This is a genomic window from Paucihalobacter sp. (assembly GCF_036825875.1).
In the GTDB taxonomy this organism is placed as follows: Bacteria; Bacteroidota; Bacteroidia; order Flavobacteriales; family Flavobacteriaceae; genus Paucihalobacter.
In genome coordinates, this window is sequence record NZ_DAISXK010000007.1 from 42,730 (window position 1) to 66,164 (window position 23,435).

At 35.4% G+C, this 23,435-nt stretch carries 19 protein-coding genes; 13 read left to right on the plus strand and 6 right to left on the minus strand.

The window, feature by feature from the left end; translation table 11 throughout:
• Position 1: 1 nt before the first annotated feature.
• Both sufB and V7Z48_RS03550 read right to left on the minus strand, forming a co-directional pair.
• Entirely contained in the window at positions 2–1,450 is a 1,449-nt protein-coding gene (gene sufB / locus V7Z48_RS03545) for a Fe-S cluster assembly protein SufB (protein WP_334112015.1), read from the minus strand.
• Positions 1,451–1,457: 7 nt separating this feature from the next.
• Positions 1,458–1,787, minus strand: a complete 330-nt coding sequence (locus tag V7Z48_RS03550; protein ID WP_334112016.1) for a HesB/IscA family protein — start codon at positions 1,785–1,787, stop codon at positions 1,458–1,460.
• 558 nt (positions 1,788–2,345) lie between these two features.
• On the opposite strand from V7Z48_RS03550, the gene thiL reads away from it, so the two are divergent.
• Positions 2,346–3,386: a thiamine-phosphate kinase gene (gene thiL / locus V7Z48_RS03555; RefSeq protein ID WP_334112017.1), complete on the plus strand. Its 1,041-nt coding sequence runs from the start codon at positions 2,346–2,348 to the stop codon at positions 3,384–3,386.
• A 1-nt stretch (position 3,387) separates the two neighbouring features.
• Here the strand turns inward: thiL and V7Z48_RS03560 are convergent, their stop codons facing one another.
• From V7Z48_RS03560 to V7Z48_RS03575, 4 genes are read right to left on the minus strand one after another with little or no spacing between them, the layout of a single operon-like run.
• On the minus strand, positions 3,388–3,609 hold the full coding sequence (locus V7Z48_RS03560; RefSeq protein ID WP_334112018.1) for a hypothetical protein: 222 nt from the start codon (positions 3,607–3,609) through the stop codon (positions 3,388–3,390).
• A 51-nt stretch (positions 3,610–3,660) separates the two neighbouring features.
• The gene (locus V7Z48_RS03565; RefSeq protein ID WP_334112019.1) at positions 3,661–3,942 is read right to left on the minus strand and encodes a hypothetical protein; all 282 of its coding nucleotides are present in this window, start codon (positions 3,940–3,942) and stop codon (positions 3,661–3,663) included.
• 60 nt (positions 3,943–4,002) lie between these two features.
• A complete protein-coding gene (locus V7Z48_RS03570; protein ID WP_334112020.1) occupies positions 4,003–4,791 on the minus strand; it encodes an alpha/beta fold hydrolase in 789 nt (262 codons plus the stop codon).
• 11 nt (positions 4,792–4,802) lie between these two features.
• Positions 4,803–6,095: an aminopeptidase P family protein gene (locus V7Z48_RS03575; RefSeq protein ID WP_334112021.1), complete on the minus strand. Its 1,293-nt coding sequence runs from the start codon at positions 6,093–6,095 to the stop codon at positions 4,803–4,805.
• Positions 6,096–6,227: 132 nt separating this feature from the next.
• On the opposite strand from V7Z48_RS03575, the gene V7Z48_RS03580 reads away from it, so the two are divergent.
• The 12 genes from V7Z48_RS03580 (at position 6,228) to V7Z48_RS03635 (ending at position 23,189) form a co-directional block, all read left to right on the plus strand.
• Positions 6,228–7,961: a T9SS type A sorting domain-containing protein gene (locus V7Z48_RS03580; protein ID WP_334112022.1), complete on the plus strand. Its 1,734-nt coding sequence runs from the start codon at positions 6,228–6,230 to the stop codon at positions 7,959–7,961.
• Positions 7,962–8,081: 120 nt separating this feature from the next.
• Positions 8,082–10,901, plus strand: a complete 2,820-nt coding sequence (locus tag V7Z48_RS03585) for a WD40/YVTN/BNR-like repeat-containing protein (protein ID WP_334112023.1) — start codon at positions 8,082–8,084, stop codon at positions 10,899–10,901.
• 134 nt (positions 10,902–11,035) lie between these two features.
• Positions 11,036–11,713, plus strand: coding sequence for a succinate dehydrogenase cytochrome b subunit (locus tag V7Z48_RS03590; RefSeq protein ID WP_334112024.1), 678 nt, complete (start codon positions 11,036–11,038; stop codon positions 11,711–11,713).
• A gap of 10 nt (positions 11,714–11,723) precedes the next feature.
• Complete coding sequence (locus tag V7Z48_RS03595; protein ID WP_334112025.1) at positions 11,724–13,724, plus strand: fumarate reductase/succinate dehydrogenase flavoprotein subunit; 2,001 nt, start codon at positions 11,724–11,726, stop codon at positions 13,722–13,724.
• A gap of 2 nt (positions 13,725–13,726) precedes the next feature.
• A complete protein-coding gene (locus tag V7Z48_RS03600; protein ID WP_334112026.1) occupies positions 13,727–14,269 on the plus strand; it encodes a hypothetical protein in 543 nt (180 codons plus the stop codon).
• Positions 14,270–14,287: 18 nt separating this feature from the next.
• Positions 14,288–15,034 (plus strand): succinate dehydrogenase/fumarate reductase iron-sulfur subunit, encoded by a 747-nt coding sequence (locus V7Z48_RS03605; RefSeq protein ID WP_334112027.1) that lies wholly within the window; start codon positions 14,288–14,290, stop codon positions 15,032–15,034.
• 84 nt (positions 15,035–15,118) lie between these two features.
• Positions 15,119–16,891, plus strand: coding sequence for a MutS-related protein (locus V7Z48_RS03610; RefSeq protein ID WP_334112028.1), 1,773 nt, complete (start codon positions 15,119–15,121; stop codon positions 16,889–16,891).
• Between the two features lie 727 nt (positions 16,892–17,618).
• Entirely contained in the window at positions 17,619–17,828 is a 210-nt protein-coding gene (locus V7Z48_RS03615; RefSeq protein ID WP_334112029.1) for a hypothetical protein, read from the plus strand.
• 12 nt (positions 17,829–17,840) lie between these two features.
• Positions 17,841–18,581 carry a GLPGLI family protein gene (locus tag V7Z48_RS03620; RefSeq protein WP_334112030.1) on the plus strand — a complete coding sequence of 247 codons (741 nt, stop codon included), beginning with the start codon at positions 17,841–17,843 and terminating at the stop codon, positions 18,579–18,581.
• Between the two features lie 860 nt (positions 18,582–19,441).
• A complete protein-coding gene (locus V7Z48_RS03625; RefSeq protein ID WP_334112031.1) occupies positions 19,442–19,672 on the plus strand; it encodes a hypothetical protein in 231 nt (76 codons plus the stop codon).
• 128 nt (positions 19,673–19,800) lie between these two features.
• The gene (locus tag V7Z48_RS03630; protein WP_334112032.1) at positions 19,801–20,490 is read left to right on the plus strand and encodes a GLPGLI family protein; all 690 of its coding nucleotides are present in this window, start codon (positions 19,801–19,803) and stop codon (positions 20,488–20,490) included.
• Positions 20,491–20,552: 62 nt separating this feature from the next.
• Entirely contained in the window at positions 20,553–23,189 is a 2,637-nt protein-coding gene (locus tag V7Z48_RS03635) for a carboxypeptidase regulatory-like domain-containing protein (RefSeq protein ID WP_334112033.1), read from the plus strand.
• Positions 23,190–23,435 lie beyond the last annotated feature (246 nt).

Here is a 23,435-nt window from a genome sequence, read left to right on the forward strand (position 1 = left end):
TTTAACCTACGGAACCTTCCAAACTTATCTCTAAAAGTTTTTGTGCTTCAACAGCAAATTCCATAGGAAGTTTGTTAAGTACTTCTTTGCTAAAACCATTCACGATAAGTGCAATAGCCTTTTCAGTATCAATACCGCGTTGGTTACAGTAAAAAATTTGGTCTTCACCAATTTTGCTGGTGGTGGCTTCGTGCTCGATTTTAGCCGTTTTATTTTTCGCTTCTATATATGGAAAGGTATGTGCCCCACAAGCGTTGCCCATTAGTAAACTATCACACTGCGAAAAATTTCGGGCATTATCAGCTCTGGAACTAATGTGTACCAATCCGCGGTAACTGTTTTGAGATTTTCCGGCAGAAATACCTTTTGAAATGATGGTTGACTTAGTATTTTTCCCTAAGTGAATCATTTTGGTTCCAGTGTCCGCCTGTTGGTAGTTATTGGTAACGGCTATGGAATAAAATTCACCTACAGAATTGTCGCCTTTTAAAATGCAAGATGGATATTTCCAAGTTATGGCACTTCCGGTTTCTACTTGGGTCCAAGAAATTTTGGCATTGGTTTCGCACAAGCCGCGTTTGGTTACAAAATTATAAACACCGCCTTTTCCTTCGCTATTTCCAGGATACCAGTTTTGAACGGTGGAGTATTTAATTTCAGCATTATCCAAAGCAATGAGTTCTACAACGGCAGCATGCAACTGATTTTCGTCTCTGCTGGGTGCGGTACAGCCTTCAAGATAACTAACATAACTACCTTTATCGGCAATTAAAAGTGTGCGTTCAAATTGTCCAGTTCCAGCTTGGTTGATTCGAAAATAAGTTGAAAGCTCCATAGGGCATCGGACGCCTTTTGGAATATAGCAAAAACTTCCATCGCTAAAAACGGCACTGTTAAGCGCTGCATAAAAATTGTCTTTTTTCGGAACAACAGTACCAATATATTTTTTGACCAATTCGGGATGTTCTTTTATGGCTTCGCTTATCGAACAAAAAATAATTCCTTTTTCAGCTAATGTTTTTTTAAAAGAGGTAGCAACTGATACGGAATCAATAACCACATCCATAGCAACTCCAGTTAATTTTTTTTGCTCGTCTATGGAAATCCCTAGCTTTTTAAAAGTTGCCAAAAGTTCTGGATCAACTTCATCTAAACTGTCGTATTTTGGTTTGCTGTTTGGTGCTGAATAATAAGATATGGCTTGAAAATCTGGTTTTTGGTAATGAATATTAGCCCATTCTGGTTCAACCATTTCTTTCCAGTTTTTGAAAGCATCTAAACGCCATTCCGTCATCCATTCTGGTTCTTCTTTCTTTAAAGAAATCGCTCTAACAATATCTTCATTTAAACCTATAGGGAATGTATCCGATGCAATATCGGTATAAAAACCATATTCGTATTCTTTGGTTTTTAACTCTTCTCTTAAATCGTCTTCTGTATATTTATTCATAGTAATTTTATAAGGAGAAAGATTCGCCGCATCCACATGTACGGTTGGCGTTTGGATTGTTAAATACAAATCCAGAGCCATTTAAACCACCGGAATATTCGAGCGTGGTGCCAATCAAGTAGAGGAAACTTTTCTTATCTACAATAATGCGAACGCCATTATCTTCAAAAAGCTTATCTTCTTCTTGAGACTTATTGTCAAATTTTAAATCATAAGACAAGCCAGAGCATCCGCCGCTTTTAACACCAACTCTTACAAAATCAGTTAGCGGATTAAAACCGTCTTCCTGCATAAGTTCTATAACCTTGCGTTTTGCTATTTCAGAAACTTTAATCATAAATTTAAAATAGATTAGTTCTAAATAATATGCAAATATACAATATATAGGTGCCTTTCCCACACGATGTAACATTAAATTAGCATATATCGAAATAAGAAAAAGTTATGCTTTAACAGATTTGTAAAAGCATATAAAATTAAAACATTAGCGTGGTACTATGATGATATTGAGTGTGGCGTGGGTTTTCGTTTTAAAATGAATAAATGCCTCAACAATATTTGTATTGTAAAATTTGAAGCAAAGTTATCATTTAAATTAGTGTAGAATTCTTCTGATGTTTTATGACCGCAGCAACTGCAAATAATTGCAGGTTTTGATGCATTGTTTTTGACCTTGAAAAAATTATGGCCAAAAATAGCACACGGCGCACTGTTGTGTGACGTTAGTTTCATAGGTTATGTTAGATTTAGGGATGGGAAAAGTACAAAAACAATACTTATTACGGGTTGAAATACCAATATTTTCGACGAAGTGCTTAAAAAATTAATATTTTTGCATTGTAGTTTTAATGAACCTAAGCTAACAGAATAATTTTAAAGTGGTTATTTTTGCACTATGACAGAAGATACAAACAATACAAGAACGCCATTAAGTGAACTGGGAGAGTTTACACTTATTAACCACTTAACTAGGAACTTTTTAAATAAGCGAAATACTTCCATTAAAGGAGTAGGAGACGATGCTGCCGTAATTGATCCATGCAATGAACAAGTTGTTTTGACTACGGACATATTGATTGAAGGAGTTCATTTTGATTTGAGCTATATGCCTCTAAAACATCTTGGTTATAAGGCTGTTGTCGTAAATCTGTCTGATGTTTGCGCAATGAATGCTATACCTACACAAGTAACAGTTTCTATTGCTGTTTCTAATAGATTTTCTGTGGAAGCTTTAGAAGATTTCTACGCTGGAATCAAAACGGCATGTGATATTTATGATGTGGACTTGGTAGGTGGTGATACCACGAGTTCTGTAACAGGATTGGTTATTTCTGTTACTGCTATTGGTATGATAAAGTCAGAAAATATAGTTTATCGAAACGGCGCTAAACCTAATGATTTGTTGGTAGTTACAGGCGATATCGGGGGTGCTTATATGGGTTTGCAAGTTTTAGAACGCGAAAAAGAGGTTTTTAAAGTCAATCCAAATAACCAGCCAGATTTATCCATGTATTCTTACATTATCGAAAGGCAGTTAAAGCCTGAAGCTAGAAAGGATATTGTGGAATTATTGAAGAATCTTAAAGTAAAACCAACATCTATGATTGATATCAGTGATGGACTATCTTCTGAAATCATTCATTTGTGTAAACAAAGCGAGGTCGGAGTTGAATTATATGAAAACAAAATTCCTTTAGACCCGCAAGTTATCTCAGTTTGTGAAGAATTTGATTTAGATAGCACAACAATCGCCTTAAGTGGAGGCGAAGATTACGAACTTTTAATGACAGTGTCGCAACAAGATTACGATAAAATTAAAGGTAATCCTAACTTAACAGTTATTGGTTTTATTACAGAAGCAGCTGCAGGGATGAATTTAATTACTAGAGCTGAAACAAAAATTGAATTAATTGCCAGAGGTTGGAAATCGTTTTAGATTAGCTACTTAAAGATACTTTTTTTGACTTTCTAATTTGATGGATACGCTCTAAAGTTTGATTGATCTCTTTGCGTTTATCGTTGAGCAGAATTATTTTACCATTACTTGAAGTGGTTGCTTGCTGACTGCAGTTTTTACACTTATACTCTTTAACATGATTAGTGACGTGTTTGGTAATAACTAATTTGTGGCCGTACAGTGCACAGTTGAGATGTTTCATTTCTTTAAAATTGCTATTAATAGAGGTCTTTAAAGATATGAAATACAAATGTTATGCAATATTTCTCAACTCATAAATCGATGAAGTGAACGATTTTTCCTTCAAGCGCAGTCTTTTACTATTGTAAACACGTTCTAAAACACGATTGATCTCTTGATATTTGGGCGTTAAAGCTGTTAAATTTCCTTTGCTATCGGTTGTTAGTTGATGGTTACAACACTTGCAAGTGTACTCTTTAACATGAGATGTTACATTTTTGCTTACCTCATATCTATGGCCAATAAGTTCACAAACAAACTTTAAGGCGCTTTGCTGAGTAGTAGGTTTTTTCATGTCCGTGGATTTTAAGAATGCTTAAATTTAGGAAAACATTCACAATTAAACGTCTAAAAGCTATAACTTTTCGACGAAAGAACTAATTATGTAAGAAAATTCTTTAATATTTTCTACATGACTCATGTGTCCACCCTCAAGTTCATGAAATTCGCCATTTAAATATGGTTTTAATACTGAAAGGTGTTTTTGATCAATAACCGTGTCATAAGTTCCTGTTACAATAAGGGTTTTTATTTTACCATCTGCAATCACATGTTTTAAATCGCTTCTTACTTTCATGCCTTCTAGCGCCGCGATAATTCCTTGAACACCGGTATTAAGTGCTTGATTTTGAATTTTATTAATTGATGGTTCCAATTTTTTATGGTTTTCAATCCAAAATAACTGTTTAATGGATTCCGCTATAAATGATGTTCTGTGTTTTTTAACTGCAGTAATAGCTCTGGTCCTATTTTGTTTCTTTTCTTCTGAATCTGCCGATGTTGTTGAATTAAGCAATCCAAGACCAATAATACTTTTAGGGAACTTGTTGGCCAAAGCCAAGCTTACATAACCACCCATTGAATGGCCAAAAACCACATAACGTCGCAATTTAAGATGATCTAAAACCGCCTTAACGGCTTCAGCCATGTCGTCCATAGTATGCACATAAGCTAACGAATCGGTTTTACCGTGCCCCAGTAAATCTATACATATAATTCTGTATGAAGGTTTTATTGTTGATATGAGTGTTTCCCACATTTCAAGATTTTCTAGAAATCCATGCAAAAAAACCAAAGCACGTCCTTTTCCTCTTTCTTTATAATGAATAGAAATGCCTTTGTAATTAATGAATTCAGAAATCACTGTAAAATTGATTAAGAGTTCATGATGTCTTCAATTTCGTCAACTTCAATTGGAATGTTTCTCATAAGGTTTAATGGTTCACCCGACGGCTGTACAACCAAGTCGTCTTCTAATCGTATCCCAAATCCTTCCTCAGGGATATAAATTCCTGGTTCTACAGTAAACACCATATTGGGCTCGATTGGTGAATGTAACAATCCATAGTCATGGGTATCTAAGCCAATATGATGGCTCGTGCCGTGCATAAAATATTTTTTGTAAGCTGGCCAATCGGGATTTTCATTTTGTACATCAGCTTTATCAAGCAAACCCAATCCAAGTAATTCGGAAGTCATTAATTTCCCTACTTCAACATGATAAGATTCCCAATAGGCTCCAGGAATCAAAAGTTTACTAGCTTCATTTTTCACTCTATTTACAGCATTGTATACTTCTTTTTGGCGCTTAGTAAATTTGCCGGAAACCGGAATTGTTCTAGTCATATCCGAGCTGTAATTGGCATATTCAGCACCCACATCAAGTAATATTAAATCACCTTTTTTGCATTGATTGTTGTTTTGAATGTAATGCAATACATTGGCATTATTGCCCGATGCAATAATAGGAGTATAAGCAAACCCTTTGGAGCGATTGCGCAAAAATTCGTGCATAAATTCGGCTTCAATTTCGTATTCCCAAACATTGGGTTTTACAAAATTTAAAATCCGTCGGAAACCTTTTTCGGTAATATCACAGGCTTGTTGCATCAGATCAATTTCTATGGCATCTTTTACGGATCTTAATTTCTGTAAAATGGGATTACTTTTTGCAACTTGATGTGCGGGATATTTGTTTTTTAACCATTTGGTAAAGCGATCCTCTCGGGTTTCGGTTTCTACATTAGCTCTGTAGTGTTCATTGGTATTGATATATACCGTTTCGCTTTGGGTCATTAATTCAAAAAGAATTTTTTCTAAATCTTGAAGCCAATACACTGTTGTTACGCCCGAAGTCTCAAAGGCTTTTTCTTTAGTGAGTTTTTCACCTTCCCAAACCGCAATATGCGCATTGGTTTCTTTAAGGAATAAAATTTCTCGATGTTTTTCTTTTGGACTATCAGGAAATATAACCAGTACACTTTCCTCTTGATCCACACCACTCAAGTAAAAAATATCGCGATGCTGTTGAAAAGGCATGGTGCTGTCAGCACCAATAGGGTAAATATCGTTAGAATTAAAAATAGCCAAGCTTTTAGGCTTCATTTGAGAAGCAAAATTTTGGCGGTTTTCTATAAAAAGTGAGTTGTTTATTTGAGAATATTTCATGATAAAAAAAGTTTTATTGGTATACAAATGTAAGGATGTTACCTATAATTACACTATTCTTTATATTTGACAACTTATATTTGATATAATATCATGAATTTATTAAAGTCTACTTTTTTTTCGATAATAGTTATGTCATTTTCATTGGCGTTTGCCCAAGAACTATTATACGAAGTTTCGATGCAGGAACAAATTGAAAACTCCCATGTAATTATTGAGGGCAAAGTAGTGTCAAAAGTCTCATATTGGAATTCTCAACAAACCAACATATTTACCGTTAATACTGTTGAGGTACACAAATTTTTTAAAGGAAATAGCGCCTCACAGGTTGAAATTATTACACCTGGAGGTACAGTTGGCTTAACAGCTGAAATGGTCATTCCTTCTTTAGAACTGGTACCAAACGACGAAGGTTTGTTTATGTTGCAAACTGCGGATCTAAACCTGCAAAGAAGCGAAACAAATACGCCTGTGTATGCTGCTTTTAGCGACACACAAGGATTTTATAAATATAACTATTCTAACAATTCTGCTGTTAATCCGTTTAATCAAATATTTGGTATTGATGATAATTTTTATCAAAACATTATTCATCAAACGCAAACCGCACCTGTAAAAATTACCAATTTTGACGTCAACGAGCAATTGGACGTTTTAAATCAAAACAGAGGAATTAATAACGTTTCAAGCATTTCACCAACAGTATCTGCAGCGGGAACGGGTTCAATATTAACTATTAATGGCGTAGGTTTTGCACCTGCCGGATTAACCGGTACCATATCATTTCCAGATGCTAACAATGGTGGCGCAACTTATTTTGAAACTTTAGAATCTCAGGTAATTAGTTGGACAGACACACAAATACAAGTGGAAATTCCTTCTCGTGCAGGAACCGGTCAGGTAAGAATCGATACGTTTATTGGTCCGGTATTTACATCGGTATTAACGATAGATTATGCCCAACTTAATGTGGTTTCTGATTTTACAGGCGTACCTAGGGCGTATCAAACACAACATGTTGACGAGAATTTTATTGGGGGAATGACCTGGCAAATGAACAATAATTTCAATAATAACGTTCCCGCGAGAGACTCATTTATCAGATCATTCGATACCTGGGTTTGTGAAACTGGTATAAATTGGATTTTAGGTAGCTCTACGGCCGTTGACGTAGCTGAATTCGATAATATTAATATTGTGCGCTTCGACGTTGGTGCCGAACTGCCAGCTGGTGTTTTAGGTAGAACCTCGTCTTATTGGAATGGTTGTGCCCAGGGCCCTGACGTAAATTGGTTTGTTGCAGAGCTCGATATTGTCTATAATGATGGAATTAATTGGAATTTTGGTCCAGGATTTCCATCTCCGGGTCAAATTGACTTTGAGTCAGTTTCTGTTCATGAACTTGGGCATGCACATCAACTAGGCCACGTTATCGATAATAGTAAAATTATGTTTTGGTCTGCTGGACCAGGATCTGCAAATAGAATCTTGTCTGATGAAGATATTGCAGGAGCAAATGACGTTCAAAGCCGAAGCACTTCTAATCCTGTTTGTGGATTGGAAGTTATGACAAATACCAGCTCCAGTTGTTTTTTAAGTGTTTCAGATGAATTCGTGGCTGAAAGTATTTACTTGTTTCCCAATCCAACCAAAGATGTTCTCAATATTACATTGCGTAGCGGTATTACTCTGAATAATATCCAAATTTATGATTTAAGCGGTAAATTAGTATTAAAGCATACTGTTAAAAAAGAACAATTAAGCAACAATATTCAATTGTTTGTTTCGAATTTCAGCAGTGGCATGTACTTTGTTGAACTAAACAGAGGGTCTACAAAAACTGTAAAAAAATTATTGATAGAATAATTTCTGACTTATTTATATAATAAATGAGCTAATTTTTTAAAGGCAGCTTTTTTTAACCTTACCTTAGTTTTGGCCTACACAAAGAAATGCGTATTTTCATGCTATTAAAAACCATCCCACATGAAACGCATTTTATTATTCCTCTTTTTAAACTTTTTACTTCTAAATTTTCACTTTTCTCAACCAGCACCAACAGATGCAAAAGACCTTGTAAATGCCTTAAAATCTCTCGAAGATTTACAAAACAATTCTTTAGTAAAACAAGTTGAATTTAAAAATATAGGCCCAACCATAATGAGTGGTCGCGTTACAGATTTGGCTGTAAATCCCAATAATCCTTCGGAATTCTACGTGGCATATGCCTCAGGAGGTCTTTGGCATACCACTAATAACGGCACCAGTTTCACACCAATATTAGACAATAGCAATACCCAAAATGTCGGCGATATCGCTGTGCATTGGCCAAGCAGAACAATATGGGTCGGCACAGGAGAAAATAATGCCTCTCGATCATCGTATGCAGGTATCGGGCTTTTAAAATCGACAGATAATGGAGAAAATTGGGAATTTATGGGATTGGCAGATTCGCATCATATAGGCCGCATTCTTATTAATCCAAGCGATGTAAATGAAGTGGTTGTTGGCGTTACGGGCCATTTATACTCACCTAACAAAGAACGCGGAATTTATAAAACCTCCGACGGCGGAAACAACTGGAAACAAACCTTGTTTGTCGATGATCTTAGCGGCATCATTGATATGCAACATAGTCCAGATAATTTTAATGTCATGTTCGCAACGGCTTGGACAAAAGACCGCAAGGCATGGAATTTTGAGGGCAGTGGCAATAATTCGGCTATTTTTAAAAGTACCGATGCAGGAAATACTTGGTTTAAAATCTCGACACCCGAAAGTGGATTTCCAACCGGTAACGGTGTCGGAAGAATAGGCTTAGCGGTTTATAATGACGATGTAATTTATACAATTCACGACAATCAATTTCGCAGGCCTTCAGTTGTAGCACAAAAGGAAAATGACGAACTAACCAAAGAAGATTTTAAAACAATATCCGTAGAAGCATTTTTGAACCTCGACGATAAGCGACTAAATAATTATTTAAAATCGAATGGTTTTCAAGAAAAATACCGCGCCGAAAATGTAAAACATTTGGTTAGAAATGGTAACGTCAAACCGATTGATTTATCTAAATATCTAGAAGACGCCAACTCATTGTTATTTGATACCGAAGTTATTGGTGCCGAAGTTTACAAAAGTACCGATGGTGGAAAAACTTGGCGCAAAACACACACTGATTATTTAGATGGTATTTATTATAGTTATGGTTATTACTTTGGTCATATTTACGTGTCTCCAGCCAATCAAGATCATATTTATATATATGGAGTTCCCATTTTAAAATCTAAAGATGGCGGTAAGTCTTTTGAAAGCATGGATGCGGAAAATGTGCATGTCGATCATCATGCGCTTTGGATAAATCCTAAAAATCCAAATCATATCATAAACGGTAACGATGGCGGCGTTAATATAACTTATGATGACGGTAAGAATTGGATTAAAAACAATTCAGAAGCTGTTGGTCAATATTATTATATAAATGTTGACAATCAAAAACCATATCAAGTTTATGGAGGTTTACAAGACAATGGTGTTTGGGTTGGACCACATAATGCAAGAAATGATTTTAGATGGCAACAAACAGGCGAGTATCCTTGGAAATCGATTATGGGTGGTGATGGAATGCAGGTTCAAATTGATGAAAGAAATCCATCAATAGTTTATACTGGATTTCAGTTTGGAAACTATTTCAGATTAGATCGTGATAAAGGCACACAAACTTACATTCAACCTAAACATGAATTGGGCGAGAATCCTTATCGATTTAACTGGCAAACCCCAATTCTGTTGTCAAAACACAATCAAGATATTCTGTATTTCGGTGGCAATAAATTAATGCGTTCCATGAATCAAGGTAACAACTGGGAAGCTATAAGCCCCGATTTAACAAAAGGTGGACAAAAAGGAAATGTGGCCTATGGCACCATCACAAGTATCAGCGAAAGTCCGTTTCAATTTGGACTCATTTATACAGGTAGCGATGATGGATTGGTTTATATTACCAAAAACTCAGGAAGCTCATGGGATTTAATCACAAAAAACTTACCTAAGGATTTATGGGTGAGTCGCGTTATTGCCTCTCAACATAAAAAAGAACGCGTATTTGTAACTTTGAACGGTTACCGCTGGGATGATTTTAAAACCTATGTTTATATAAGCGATGATTATGGCATAACTTGGAAATCAATCTCGAGCAACATTGCAACATCACCAGTTAACGTGATAAAGGAAGACCCAGTAAATGCCGATATACTTTATTTAGGAACCGATAATGCCGCCTATGTGTCTTTGAACCTTGGCGAAAGTTGGGAGCTTTTTTCTAAAGGTATCCCTAAAGTAGCTGTGCACGATTTGGTGATACAACCAGAAGCAAAACACTTACTTTTAGGAACGCACGGTCGCAGTATTTACAAAGCCGATATAGCGCCAATTCAAAAGTACAACAGCAATTTTTTAAGTACATCAACCACAATTTTCGAACTGGACCCTGTACGGTTTTCCCCACGTTGGGGCAGCAAGCGCCATGCTTGGTCTAATGCATTTGAACCCAAAATAAAGGTGGGATTTTTTAGTAATACCAAGGAAATCAAAAGTATTTCAGTAATGGCTGAAGATGGCACTATTTTAAAAACAGAAACTTTTGACGCAGCTAAAGGATTTAATTATTGGACTTATAATTTATCCGTTGGTCAAAATGCTGAAAAATTAGAATTAAAACCTGCTGCTAACGCAACTCTTTATCTGTCACAAGGAATGTACAGCATACAAATAGGCGATTCAAAAACAAGCTTGGAGGTGAAATAATCTAAAGCAAGGCTATGTTTCTCTAATCCGCATTGTTTTTATCAATTATAAATAAATAATAAAAATAAAGTCTTATTGTAAAAAATTACTTTGAGACGTATCTTTGTCAACAAATAATTAAATAATAGAACCCGATGAGTGGAATTTTGAATTCAACAGTAGGTAGAAAATTCGCCATGGCAATTTCTGCCTTTTTTCTAATGGTGTTTTTACTTCAACATTTTGCGATAAATATTACTTCAACCTTTAGTTCACAAACCTTTAATGAAATTTCGCATTTCATGGGGACAAATCCGTTGGTTCAGTACGCTTTACAGCCAGTTTTAATTTTTGGAGTTATTTTTCACTTTGTCATGGGATTTGTTTTGGAATATAGAAACAACAAAGCAAGACCAGTAAAATATGCCGTTAACAACGGAAACGATAATTCAACATGGGTTTCAAGAAATATGTTGTTAAGCGGATTGGTAATTTTAGCCTTTATGGTACTGCATTTTATCGATTTTTGGATTCCTGAAATCAATACCAAATACATTCAAGGTGATATGAGTGGCTTATTATCCGATGGTGAAGGCTATCGCTATTACGAAGAATTGGTTCACAAATTTGAAAGCCCTATAAGAACAGCGGCATACAGCATAGCTTTTATTTTATTGTCTATGCATTTAGTTCACGGATTTAATTCGGCCTTTCAGTCGGTTGGAGCCAATAACAAATATACAAGAGGTTTAAAAGGCTTCGGAAAATTATACGCCATAGGAATTCCACTTGGATTTATTTTCATTGCACTTTTCCACCATTTTAATCATTAAAAACAGCATTATGTCAATATTAGATTCAAAAGTACCTGAAGGACCACTTGCTGAAAAGTGGAAAAATCATAAAAGCAATATCAACCTTGTAAGCCCGGCTAATAAGCGTAACATCGATATCATAGTCGTTGGAACTGGTTTGGCTGGCGGTTCAGCTGCGGCAACCTTGGCAGAGCTAGGATATAACGTAAAAGCATTTTGCTTTCAAGATTCTGCTAGACGTGCGCATTCCATTGCAGCACAAGGTGGCATTAATGCCGCTAAAAACTATCAAGGCGACGGCGATTCAACTTACCGATTATTTTATGATACCGTTAAGGGTGGCGACTACCGTTCACGCGAATCAAACGTACATCGTTTGGCTGAGGTGTCTACCAATATTATTGACCAATGTGTGGCTCAAGGAGTTCCTTTTGCAAGAGAATACGGCGGCTTGCTAGACAACCGTTCGTTTGGAGGTGTATTGGTTTCAAGAACTTTCTATGCCAAAGGACAAACGGGTCAGCAATTATTATTAGGCGCTTACTCTGCCATGAACCGTCAAATTGGTCGTGGTAAAATTAAAATGTATGCACGCCACGAAATGCTAGATGTGGTTATTGTAGATGGAAAAGCACGTGGCATCATTGCTAGAAATTTAGTAACCGGTGAAATTGAACGTCATTCAGCACATGCCATTGTATTAGGAACAGGTGGCTATGGTAACTTATTCTACTTGTCTACTTATGCCATGGGAAGCAATGTAACGGCTGCTTGGAAAGCTCATAAACGAGGTGCCTTTTTTGCCAATCCTTGCTTTACGCAAATTCACCCAACTTGTATTCCAGTTTCTGGCGATCACCAGTCTAAATTAACGTTGATGTCTGAATCTTTGAGAAACGATGGTCGTATTTGGGTCCCTAAGAATATGGAAGATGCAAAAGCAATTAGAGAAGGCAAATTAAAACCAGTCGATTTACCAGAAGATAAAAGAGATTATTATCTAGAAAGAAGATATCCTGCTTTTGGAAATTTAGTGCCAAGAGACGTGGCCTCAAGAGCAGCGAAAGAACGTTGCGATTCTGGTTTTGGCGTGAATAAAACAGGCGAAGCTGTATTTTTAGATTTTGCCGCGGCAATTCAACGTTACGGAAAAGAACAAGCCCACGTTAAAGGGTTAGATGAAAACGATTTAACCTTAGTTACCAAACTAGGAAAAGAGGTCGTTGCGAGTAAATATGGGAACTTATTCCAGATGTATGAAAAAATTGTAGACCAAAACCCATACGAAACACCAATGATGATTTACCCTGCGGTGCATTACACCATGGGCGGACTTTGGGTAGATTATAATTTGATGACCACTGTTCCTGGCTTGTATGCCATTGGTGAAGCTAACTTCTCCGATCATGGCGCAAACCGTTTGGGCGCTTCTGCCTTAATGCAAGGTTTGGCAGATGGTTATTTTGTATTGCCTTATACCATTGGAGATTATTTAGCTAATGATATTAGAACAGGAAAAATTCCAACAGATTCGCCAGAATTTGAGGCATCAGAAACCTATGTTGGCGAAAACCTCAATAAATTAATTAACAACAAAGGCACGAAGTCTGTAGATTATTTCCATAAGAAATTAGGTAAAATCATGTGGAACAAATGCGGTATGGCGCGCAATAGAGAGCATTTACAAGAAGCGATTGAAGAAATTAAACAAGTAAGAGAAGAATTCTGGAAGGACGTTTTTGTACCAGGAGCCGAAAATGAATATAACGAAGAATTAGCGAAAGCTGGTCGTGTAGCCGATTTCTTAGAATTAGGTGAACTATTCGCCAAAGACGCTTTAGAAAGAGAAGAGTCTTGTGGTGGACATTTTAGAGAAGAACACCAAACAGAAAATGGAGAAGCCTTAAGAAGACCAGAGTATCAGTATGTGTCCGCTTGGGAATACAAAGGCCAACCTAGCCAAGCGATACACCATAAAGAAGACTTAGTTTACGAAAATATAGAAGTAAAAGAAAGAAGCTATAAATAAGTATGAAAAAAATAACTTTACTTTTAGTAGCGCTTTTGTTTTCAACTATTTCCCAAGCTCAAGTCTTGAAAAAGCCTTCAGAAGGCAAGGCTTTGGTATATATCATGAGAAGTAACACTGGTGATGGGCTTAATTTTAGAGTATACGATAAAGAAATTTTTCTTGGGGCATTACCACCAAGAGCTTATTTTACTTATGAATGTGATCCTGGTGAGCATTTGTTTTGGGCAGCATCGGAAAACAGAGATTATGTTGAGGCAACTTTAGAAGCTGGTAAAACTTATGTCATAGATTTAAGATCTAAAATAGGTGTTTTCATTGCTGCGGTTGGCGTAGAGCCTTATTCTCCTGACAATCAAAAACACGTGAAACGCGTTCAAAAAGTTATAAATAAGCATATAAATGCTAATGTTGTTGATCAAAATAGATCAGAAGAAAAAATTGAAAATATAGAGAAGGCCATGAATGCCTATAACAACATAAAAGATAATAAATATTCAAAAATAAAGCGGCTTACAGCCACTATGAATTTTAATAACGAATAAAAAAATAGCACACTAGATATGAAACTTACGTTGAAAATCTGGCGTCAAAAAAACGCCAATGAAAAAGGAAAAATGGTTACGTATGATATAAAAGAGGTATCGCCAGATATGTCATTTCTTGAAATGTTAGATGTACTTAACCAAGATTTAATTGAAAAAGGACAAGAGCCGGTTGCTTTCGATCATGATTGTCGCGAGGGAATTTGCGGAAGTTGTTCCATGTTCGTGAACGGTAGAGCACACGGCCCAGATTCTAGAATCACCGTTTGCCAATTGCACATGCGAAGCTTTAAGGACGGCGATACCATACATATTGAACCATGGCGCGCAACTGCGTTTCCAGTAATTAAAGACTTGATTGTTGACCGTTCGTCTTTCGATCGTATTCAGCAAGCTGGTGGATTTATTTCAGTTAATACCTCTGGAAACACCATCGATGCCAACGCAATTCCTATAGACAAACACGATGCCGACAAAGCATTTGATGCCGCAACTTGTATTGGTTGTGGTGCTTGTGTAGCGAGTTGTAAAAACTCTAGCGCCATGCTATTTGTGTCGGCTAAAGTTTCGCAATATGCGTTGCTACCGCAAGGAAAAGTAGAAGCTACAGACCGCGTGTTAAATATGGTGAAACAAATGGACGCCGAAGGTTTTGGTAACTGTACCAATACTGGCGCGTGCGAAGTGGAATGTCCAAAAGGAATTTCACTAGAAAATATCGCACGTATGAATAGAGAATATTTAGCGGCTAGTTTTAAAGGCTAATACGCTCATTAAAATCATTTATCATAAAAAATCCCAAGGTGTCATTGGGATTTTTTATTTTACACCCATAAATTCGAAATAAATTTGCAGCCAGCATTAACATATTATCAAGAACGATTAAACGCGTTTCAGAATCAAATTAAAACACTAACTACTAAATTAAATATGCTAAGTGTTTTGAGGATTTTAGTCTTTTTAGCAACAATTACAGGCGTTTATTTTTTAAACCATAACTGGCTTATAACTACGTTTATTTTGGTAATTGGCACGGCGCTTTTCTTGTGGCTACTTTCCAGATATACCGATTTCAAACATCAAAAGCGATTTGTAAAATTATTGTTTAAAATCAATCAAGACGAAATTGAAATCGTAAACGGTACCTATAAAAACAGAGCCGATGGCTTACAGTACTTAAATCCTCAACATCCCTATAGCTTAGATATTGACCTCTTTGGGAAGGGTTCGTTTTTTCAATATGTCAATCGAACGGCTACCCAAGAAGGTGAAACATTGCTTGCGAATCTCTTGCTCGAAAACAGCATCGAAAACATTCCAAATAAACAAGCAGCCATCAACGAATTAGCTCAACAACATGCCTGGCGTCAAGAATATACGGCCACTGCTAAAATGATTGATACCGAACACAACAGTGCCGAGGTTTTAAAATGGCTTCAAACTTACCGCAGTCAATTTAGTAAAACACATTTAAAACTTTCCGCCTTATTCAGTGCAGCTTCTCTGGTGGTAATTGCCGTAGTGGCGGCACAAGGCTTAAGTTTAATGTTTTTAGGTTATTGGCTTTTATTTGGCTTGGCAATTTCAGCATTGTATTTAAAAAAAGTGAATCAGTTATCGGCACTAAGCAGTAAAGCCAAAGACGTGTTGAAATCCTATGCGAGTTTGCTCGATAAAATTGAAACAGCAAACTTCAAATCGGCAATTTTAGCCGAAAAACAACAACAAATTACTGATAATGGAACCAAAGCCTCAACTGTATTGTTGCGGCTTTCAAAATCTATAGACCACCTAGACAATCGGAACAATATCATATGGGCATTTTTGGCCAATGGGTTTTTTCTGGTAGATTTAAGGCAAAGTTACCGCATAGAAAAATGGATTTCTAAATACGGTCACTTAGCTGAAACATGGTTTAGTACCATTTCTTTTTTCGATGCTTATAATACTTTGGGCACCTATACATTCAACCATCCAGAATCTGTATTTCCAACCATAAGCACAAATAGTCCGGCCATTTCAGCAATGGCTTTGGCACATCCTTTAATTGAACGCGATAAACGCATCCCAAGTGATGTGAACATTAACAACCAAGAATTCTTTATTGTTACTGGGGCCAACATGGCGGGCAAAAGCACGTTTTTAAGAACCATAGGTTTGCATATTGTTATGGCAAATGTAGGATTGCCGGTATGTGCCGCGAAGAGCACATATAACCCAGTAAAGCTTATAACTAGTATGCGCACGACCGATTCGTTAACCGATGAAAGTTCCTACTTTTTCTCAGAACTTACGCGATTAAAGTTTGTAGTTGATACACTTGCCACAACACCACATTTTGTGATTTTAGATGAAATTTTAAAAGGCACCAACAGTACCGATAAAGCCATTGGCTCTCGTAAATTTGTTGAAAAACTGATCACCTTAAACGCTACAGGCATCATCGCCACCCACGATTTGAGCTTATGTGAAATAGAAGCCACCCAAACCGCCGTTAAAAATTATTACTTCGATGCGGAGATTAAAAACGACGACCTCTATTTTGATTACAAATTAAAACAAGGCATTTGCCAAAACATGAATGCCAGCTTTTTATTGAAGAAGATGCGGATTGTGGAGTAGGTTGGTTTAGATTAAAATTTAAACATCACTTTTGATATTTAACCACAAAGCACGCGAAGAAGGCACAAAGTTCACAAAGTAAAAAAATTACATTTATTAAAAAACACAACTTAGTGATCTTCGTGTAAAACTTCGTGCCCTTAGTGGTTAAAAAATAGATAATTATATTTAGCATATTACACCCTAAGACATTTAGAACAGATGTCACACCTGTCCGCTAACAGGCAGGGATTTAAACCGATTAGATTTTTTAACGATACTGTAATGCTCTGTGTAACAATTTCACCACAGAATCTTTGAGGTAGAAAATGACGCTCCACAACCTATTAACAAACAACTAAACACAAACAAAACTCTTAATAAAATGTTAAATTTTAATGATAAAAACCTCAAACCTTTACGGTTTTTCCGTACAATGCAGTAATAACGGGGTGTGCAAGACGTAAAGAATTAACAGTTAATAACTTATGTGAAAAATAATTAAAAATCAGTTTGCTTTAATCGTTTTTTTTTTTTTTGCTTTGTAAGGTCTATTGCTATTAATGAATAAGTTACAAGGCTATTTATTATAGCATTAGACACCTAGATTAATCTAAATATCCGGTACCGGTTTATTTAAAAATCTCCTTGTAAAGCCTTGTATCCTTGTAAAGCCTTGTATCCTTGTAAAGCCTTGTAAATAGTTATTTACTAACCAAGCCGTAAGGCTTACTTAAAATTTAGAATTATGAAACAAAAGGTTTTTAGTTTATTAGCTGTTCTTCTATTTATGAGTGGCTCAATTAATGCAAGTATAAATTTTCCAACATGCGAAGAAACAATTCTTCATATTATTGAGGTACTAGAACGACCAGAAGATGAAGGAGGTTTAGGTTGTTTAGATACTGATGATTATAATGAGCTTTATTCAGTATTGTACAATCATTATTGTAATTAAAACTATCAAAACATGATTTTTGTTAAGTATTTTAATTTTTTGTTTTTTGTTTTATTAAACCTATCTCTCTATTCACAAAATTCTCTGAACGTAGTTGCAACTTATAAATTAAAAACTCAATCCTCAGGCAAAGTTGTTAAGGAAAGTAACATAAGTGAAGTTAGGGAGGTTTTAAATGGTATGAATAAGAATTTTGACAATCTAGAATATCTATTGTATTGTAATTCTTATTCAAGTATTTATTTTTTAAAAGAAAAGCTTCAAATCAATGATGATATTGGATACAAAGTTGCATCAATATTTGGTGGTTCTGGTATTTATTACATAGATATAAATAAAGAACTTAAACTAATTCAAAAGAAAGCTTTCGGTGAAACCTTTAATGTAATTTACCCGCTTAATGATGAAAGTTGGATTATTCATAAAGAGTCAAAAATAATTGATGGATATACTTGTTTTAAGGCAACTTCTATCAAAGAGGAATATGACTATCAAAGAAAAATGAATATAACTACCAACTTTATAGTATGGTTTACTCCAGATATTCCATTGCCCTTTGGACCAAAAGGATTTAGTGGATTACCTGGTTTAATCATGGAGGCTGTAATAAATAAAAATACAGTTCTTTATATCACAAATATTAATTTTAATTCCACTGATGTTGAAAAAAAATTAATAAAACCAAAGAAGGGTAAAAATATAACAAAAGATGAATATTTAAAACTTTCAGCTAGTATTAGAGAGAAGAATTAAAAAATTAAGAAATCTAAATTCAGATAACTTAAATGGTTGAATAATGAGGAAATCAGTTCATGTTGAATAGAATATGAATCAAAAAAAAATTAGGTACTTATATTTAAAATTAAAGCTTATAATCCTGCCGTTTATGGCAGGATTTTTCTCTCTTACTCACGCCCAACAAATCCAAGTAACCGGCAAAGTTACCGATAGCCTTCAAAACCCATTGGTCTATGCAAATATTTTAGCAATTTTTCGAGTATTCACCGCAAACACGCTAAGAACACAAAGTAATGTTCTCTTTGAACTTTGTGTATAACTTGGTGCCCTTAGTGGTTAAAAGAAGTGATTACCTTAAACTCATTAAAATTCATCGCTAAGACGCTAAAAACGCCAAGTAAAGTTCTCTGCGCCCTTTGCGCCTTCGCGGTAAAAAAATAAATATCACAACCCATTAACAAACATATAAATACCAAACTAACTCTTAACAAAACGCTAAAGTTTTAGCCATAAAACCTCTAACCATTACGGTTTTTCCACACATTGCAGCAATAACGCGGTGTGCGAGGCGTAAAAATTTAACAATTAATAAGTTAACTAAAAATTTTTAAAATTTTATTAGGTAGAGTAAATTTTTTTTTTAAAAATTTGTAATGTTGTTAAGCGCAATTAAACTTTACAAGTGGTTTAATGACAGGCAACAACAAACCTAAATGCATTTAACCCAAACCAACGTTGGTTTATTTTTATTACTTGTACACTTGTAACATTTATATCACTTGTAACTCACTTGTACCACTTGTAATTTTTTAAACTTGTAAAAACAAATTAGTTATTAATCAACCAGCCTAACGGCGGTTTAAATTTTAAAAATTATGAAACGTAAAGTTTTTAGTGTATTTACATGTGTATTATTAATTAGTAGTTCGTTGAGTATGGCACCTATTGCTGAGGATGATGGAAATTCACCTTCACAATGTGCTCAATGGGCCAGAGAAACTACACTTCAATTTGCTGCTGCTGCCGGTGAAGACCCTAATGGGGAGCATCTTGAATATTGGCTAAGTATTTACAGAGTGCTATATATAGGATGTTTGAATGGCTAAATTTAATTGGAGGCTGTAATGCAATATAAGTCAGCCTCCATTTATTTTTTTAAAAAATCAAATAATTCGTATTTTTTAAAATCTTATTCGATCATAGTTTATTTTTAATTTTTTAAAAATTATAATCAATGTTAAAAAATTTTTTTATAATACTGCTATTATGTGGTTTAAATCAGTTTTCGTGGTCTCAAATTAAAAACGGTAAGATTACATACATAGCAAGTTTTAATAAAGATATATTTTTAGAGGCTAAGGATTTAGACAAGAATATGTTAACTATGGTAAATAATTCATACAATGTACAATTGGAGTTAATTTTTATCGATTTTCAATCTATTTGTACTGGAATTAAAGAAATGGAAAGTGATTTAAAGAAAGGTTTCAATATTACCGCTAATTTCGCAGGTTATAATAATATATTCTATTTCGATAAAGAAAATAATTATGGATTAAAATCATTAGCCCCAATTGATGGCGTAAATTATTTGATGACAATAACGACTCCTGAATGGAAACTCACAAAGGAAACAAAAAAAATTGGTAACTACATCACTTACAAGGCCATACAAATAAATAAAAACACGAAGTTTGAAACAATAGCTTGGTATGCTCCAGAAATTCCGCTGTCGTTTGGACCCGCAATGTATAACGGATTACCTGGATTAATTTTAGAAGTTAATAGTCCTATGATTAATTTTACAGCTACTAAAGTTAGCTTAGATAATTTGAAGTTAAAACAAATTGAAAAGCCAAAGGGCATTTTAATATCCGAAGATGAATTTCGAAAGAAATTTGGTTCAGTTTTTAATGAAAATTAATGATATTAATTAGTGAAAATCGCAAAAGGACATTATTTTTTCTTCTGGTTACATTATTTTCTTTGTTAAGCTTTAGCCAACAAATCCAAGTCACCGGCAAAGTCACCGATAGCCTTCAAAACCCCTTAGGCTACGCCAATATTTTAGCCATGCCCGAGGCAGACGACCAAGAGGTGCGTTTTGCAATTACCACAGATAACGGTAGCTACCAATTAGGCTTGGCAAAAAACCAAACCTATGAGCTAACCGTGAGTTTTTTGGGTTATGTTAGCCAAAAACTCACTCTCACCACCGGCACAGATAACCTGATTAAAAACTTTATCTTAAGAGAAAGCACCGATCAGCTCACCGAGATCACCCTAAATTACACGCCGCCCATTACCGTTAAAAAAGACACCCTTACTTACAGGCTAGATGCCTTTACCACCGGTGAAGAACGCAAACTTCGCGACGCCCTTAAAAAACTACCTGGTATTGAGGTAGATAAAGCTGGTAATGTGACCTCTCAAGGCCGCAGAATCACCAAAGTGTTGGTAGAAAATAAAACCTTTTTTACCGGAGATAGCAAGTTGGCAGTAAACAACATCCCAGCAGATGCCGTTAACGAAGTTGAAATTTTAGATAATTACAACGATGTACCCATGCTTAAAGGTCTTCAAGATAACGAAGATTTGGCCATGAACATCAAACTTAAAGAAGACAAGAAAAAGTTTGCCTTTGGCGATGTAGAAGTAGGCGCGGGCTATAAAGAACGCTATGTAATTCATCCCAATTTATTTTACTACAGCCCAAAAACCAACATCAACTTTATTGGCGACCTTAACAATACCGGCATAAAGAGTTTCACCTTTAGAGATTATTTAGAGTTCGAGGGCGGTTTTGGTAAACTATTAAGTGATGCTTCGGGTTATTTTAGCTTGTATAACAGCGATTTTTCGCAATACCTTAATAACAATAATTTTAACGCCAATACCAACCAGTTTGGTGCCTTAAACATTAGGCAATCTGTTAGTAAATCAACCGATATAAGCGGTTATGTGATTAGCTCAAATAGCAAAACCCAAACCCAACAAGAAACACTTAACAATTACCTTAATTTTGGCAATCCGTTTACAGAAGAACGCAGCAATACTAATCTGGCAAATAGCTTTTTCACCCTTGGCAAATTAACAGTGAATTACAAACCCGATTTTTCTGAAGATTTAGAATACAACACCTTTATAAAAGCCACCAATAACGATGCCACCGGCGTGATTAGCACCATCAATCCCACGCAGTCTAATACCATCGCCACCAACACCGATGTAAGAGGCATTGACCTTAAACAAAATCTAAATTATAGCCGGAAGTTTTCTAAAGCACATACAGCTACCTTAGAAGCCACCTATAATTTTAAAAACGATGAACCGCTTGCCAACTGGCTTACCAATCAGCAAATATTACAAGGCTTAATTCCGTTAGAAGACGACGAGGTGTTTAACATTATACAACGCAAACGTGTGAACTCTCACAGTTTTAATGCCATTGTAAAAGACTATTGGGTGCTCAATAACTTCAACCATATTTACACGAGCGCAGGCGTGAATACCGCCTTTTCAAACTTTTTTACAGAAGATGTACAAGAACTCTCCAATGGCGACATCAATAATTTTAATACCGCAGGTTTTGGTAACGATTTTAAGTACAGTTTTGTAAATACCTACATTGGTATGGAATACAAGTTTCAAATTGGTAAAACCATTTTTAAACCCGGTTTGTTTTACAATTCTTATGTTTGGCGAACCCAGCAAGAAGATGAGGTTAACAACCAGCAAAAAAATCTGTTACTACCGCAACTCAATATAAAAGTAGAGTTTAATAACAGTCAAAAATTAAATTTTGATTACCGCCTTAACGCGCGTTTTGCTAGTGTAGACAGGTTGGCTAATAATTTTGTGCTCACCAATTTTAACTCGGTTTTTAAAGGTAATGAGACTCTTGAAAATACCCTGTATCACACGGCCAGGTTGAGTTATTACAAATTTAGTTTGTTTAGAAACTTAAACTACAACATCAACGCATCGTTTAACAAACGGCTTAAAAACTTTAAAGCCGTTACCCAGTTAGATGGTATCGATCAATTTAGAACCCAAATACTATTGGATTTACCGGAGCATAATTTTAATATCAGCGGAAGAATTTCGAAGAAAATCAATATAATTAGATACAATTTAAGTGGTAATTACAATTATTCAGACTTCTATCAAATTGTTAACCAACTCACAAGTCAGAATACTTCTAATTCCATTTCAGGCACGAGCAGTGTTGAAACCTTGTTTAAAAACTTTCCTAATTTAGAAGTAGGTTACACCAAAGATTTCAATAATTACAAATCCTTCGGAAACGATAACCAATTTGAAAACGACCGCTTCTTTGTAAATTTAGAATACGATTTTTTAAAGCACTTTGTCTTTAAAGCGGATTATAGCTACGATAATTACAACAACAAAACCAATAACATTAGCAATACTTTCGACACCGCAAATGCTTCTCTATTCTACCAGGTAGAAGACAGTCCGTGGGGATTTGAAATTAACGCCACCAACTTATTCGATATTAAGTTTAGGCAAAACAACAGCTTTTCAGATTTTTTAATTTCAGACAGTCGCACTTTTATCATGCCACGTATTATAATGTTTAAAATAGCTTATAAGTTGTAGTTGTTACTTTTAAGGCTTGTTTTTAACCACAAAGCCAGCAAAGAAGGCGCAAAGTTCACAAAGCAAAAAATGTACACCTATTAAAAAACACCACTCAGTTCTTTTAGTGAAAACCTTCGTGTCCATGGTGGTTAATATAATCCACCGCCATAAAGCCAACTCCGAAAATCTTTTTAAACATAACTCCATAAAAAAATCCCCTTTCAAATTTGAAAGAGGATTGATAGTTACTTGTTTGTTTTTAAA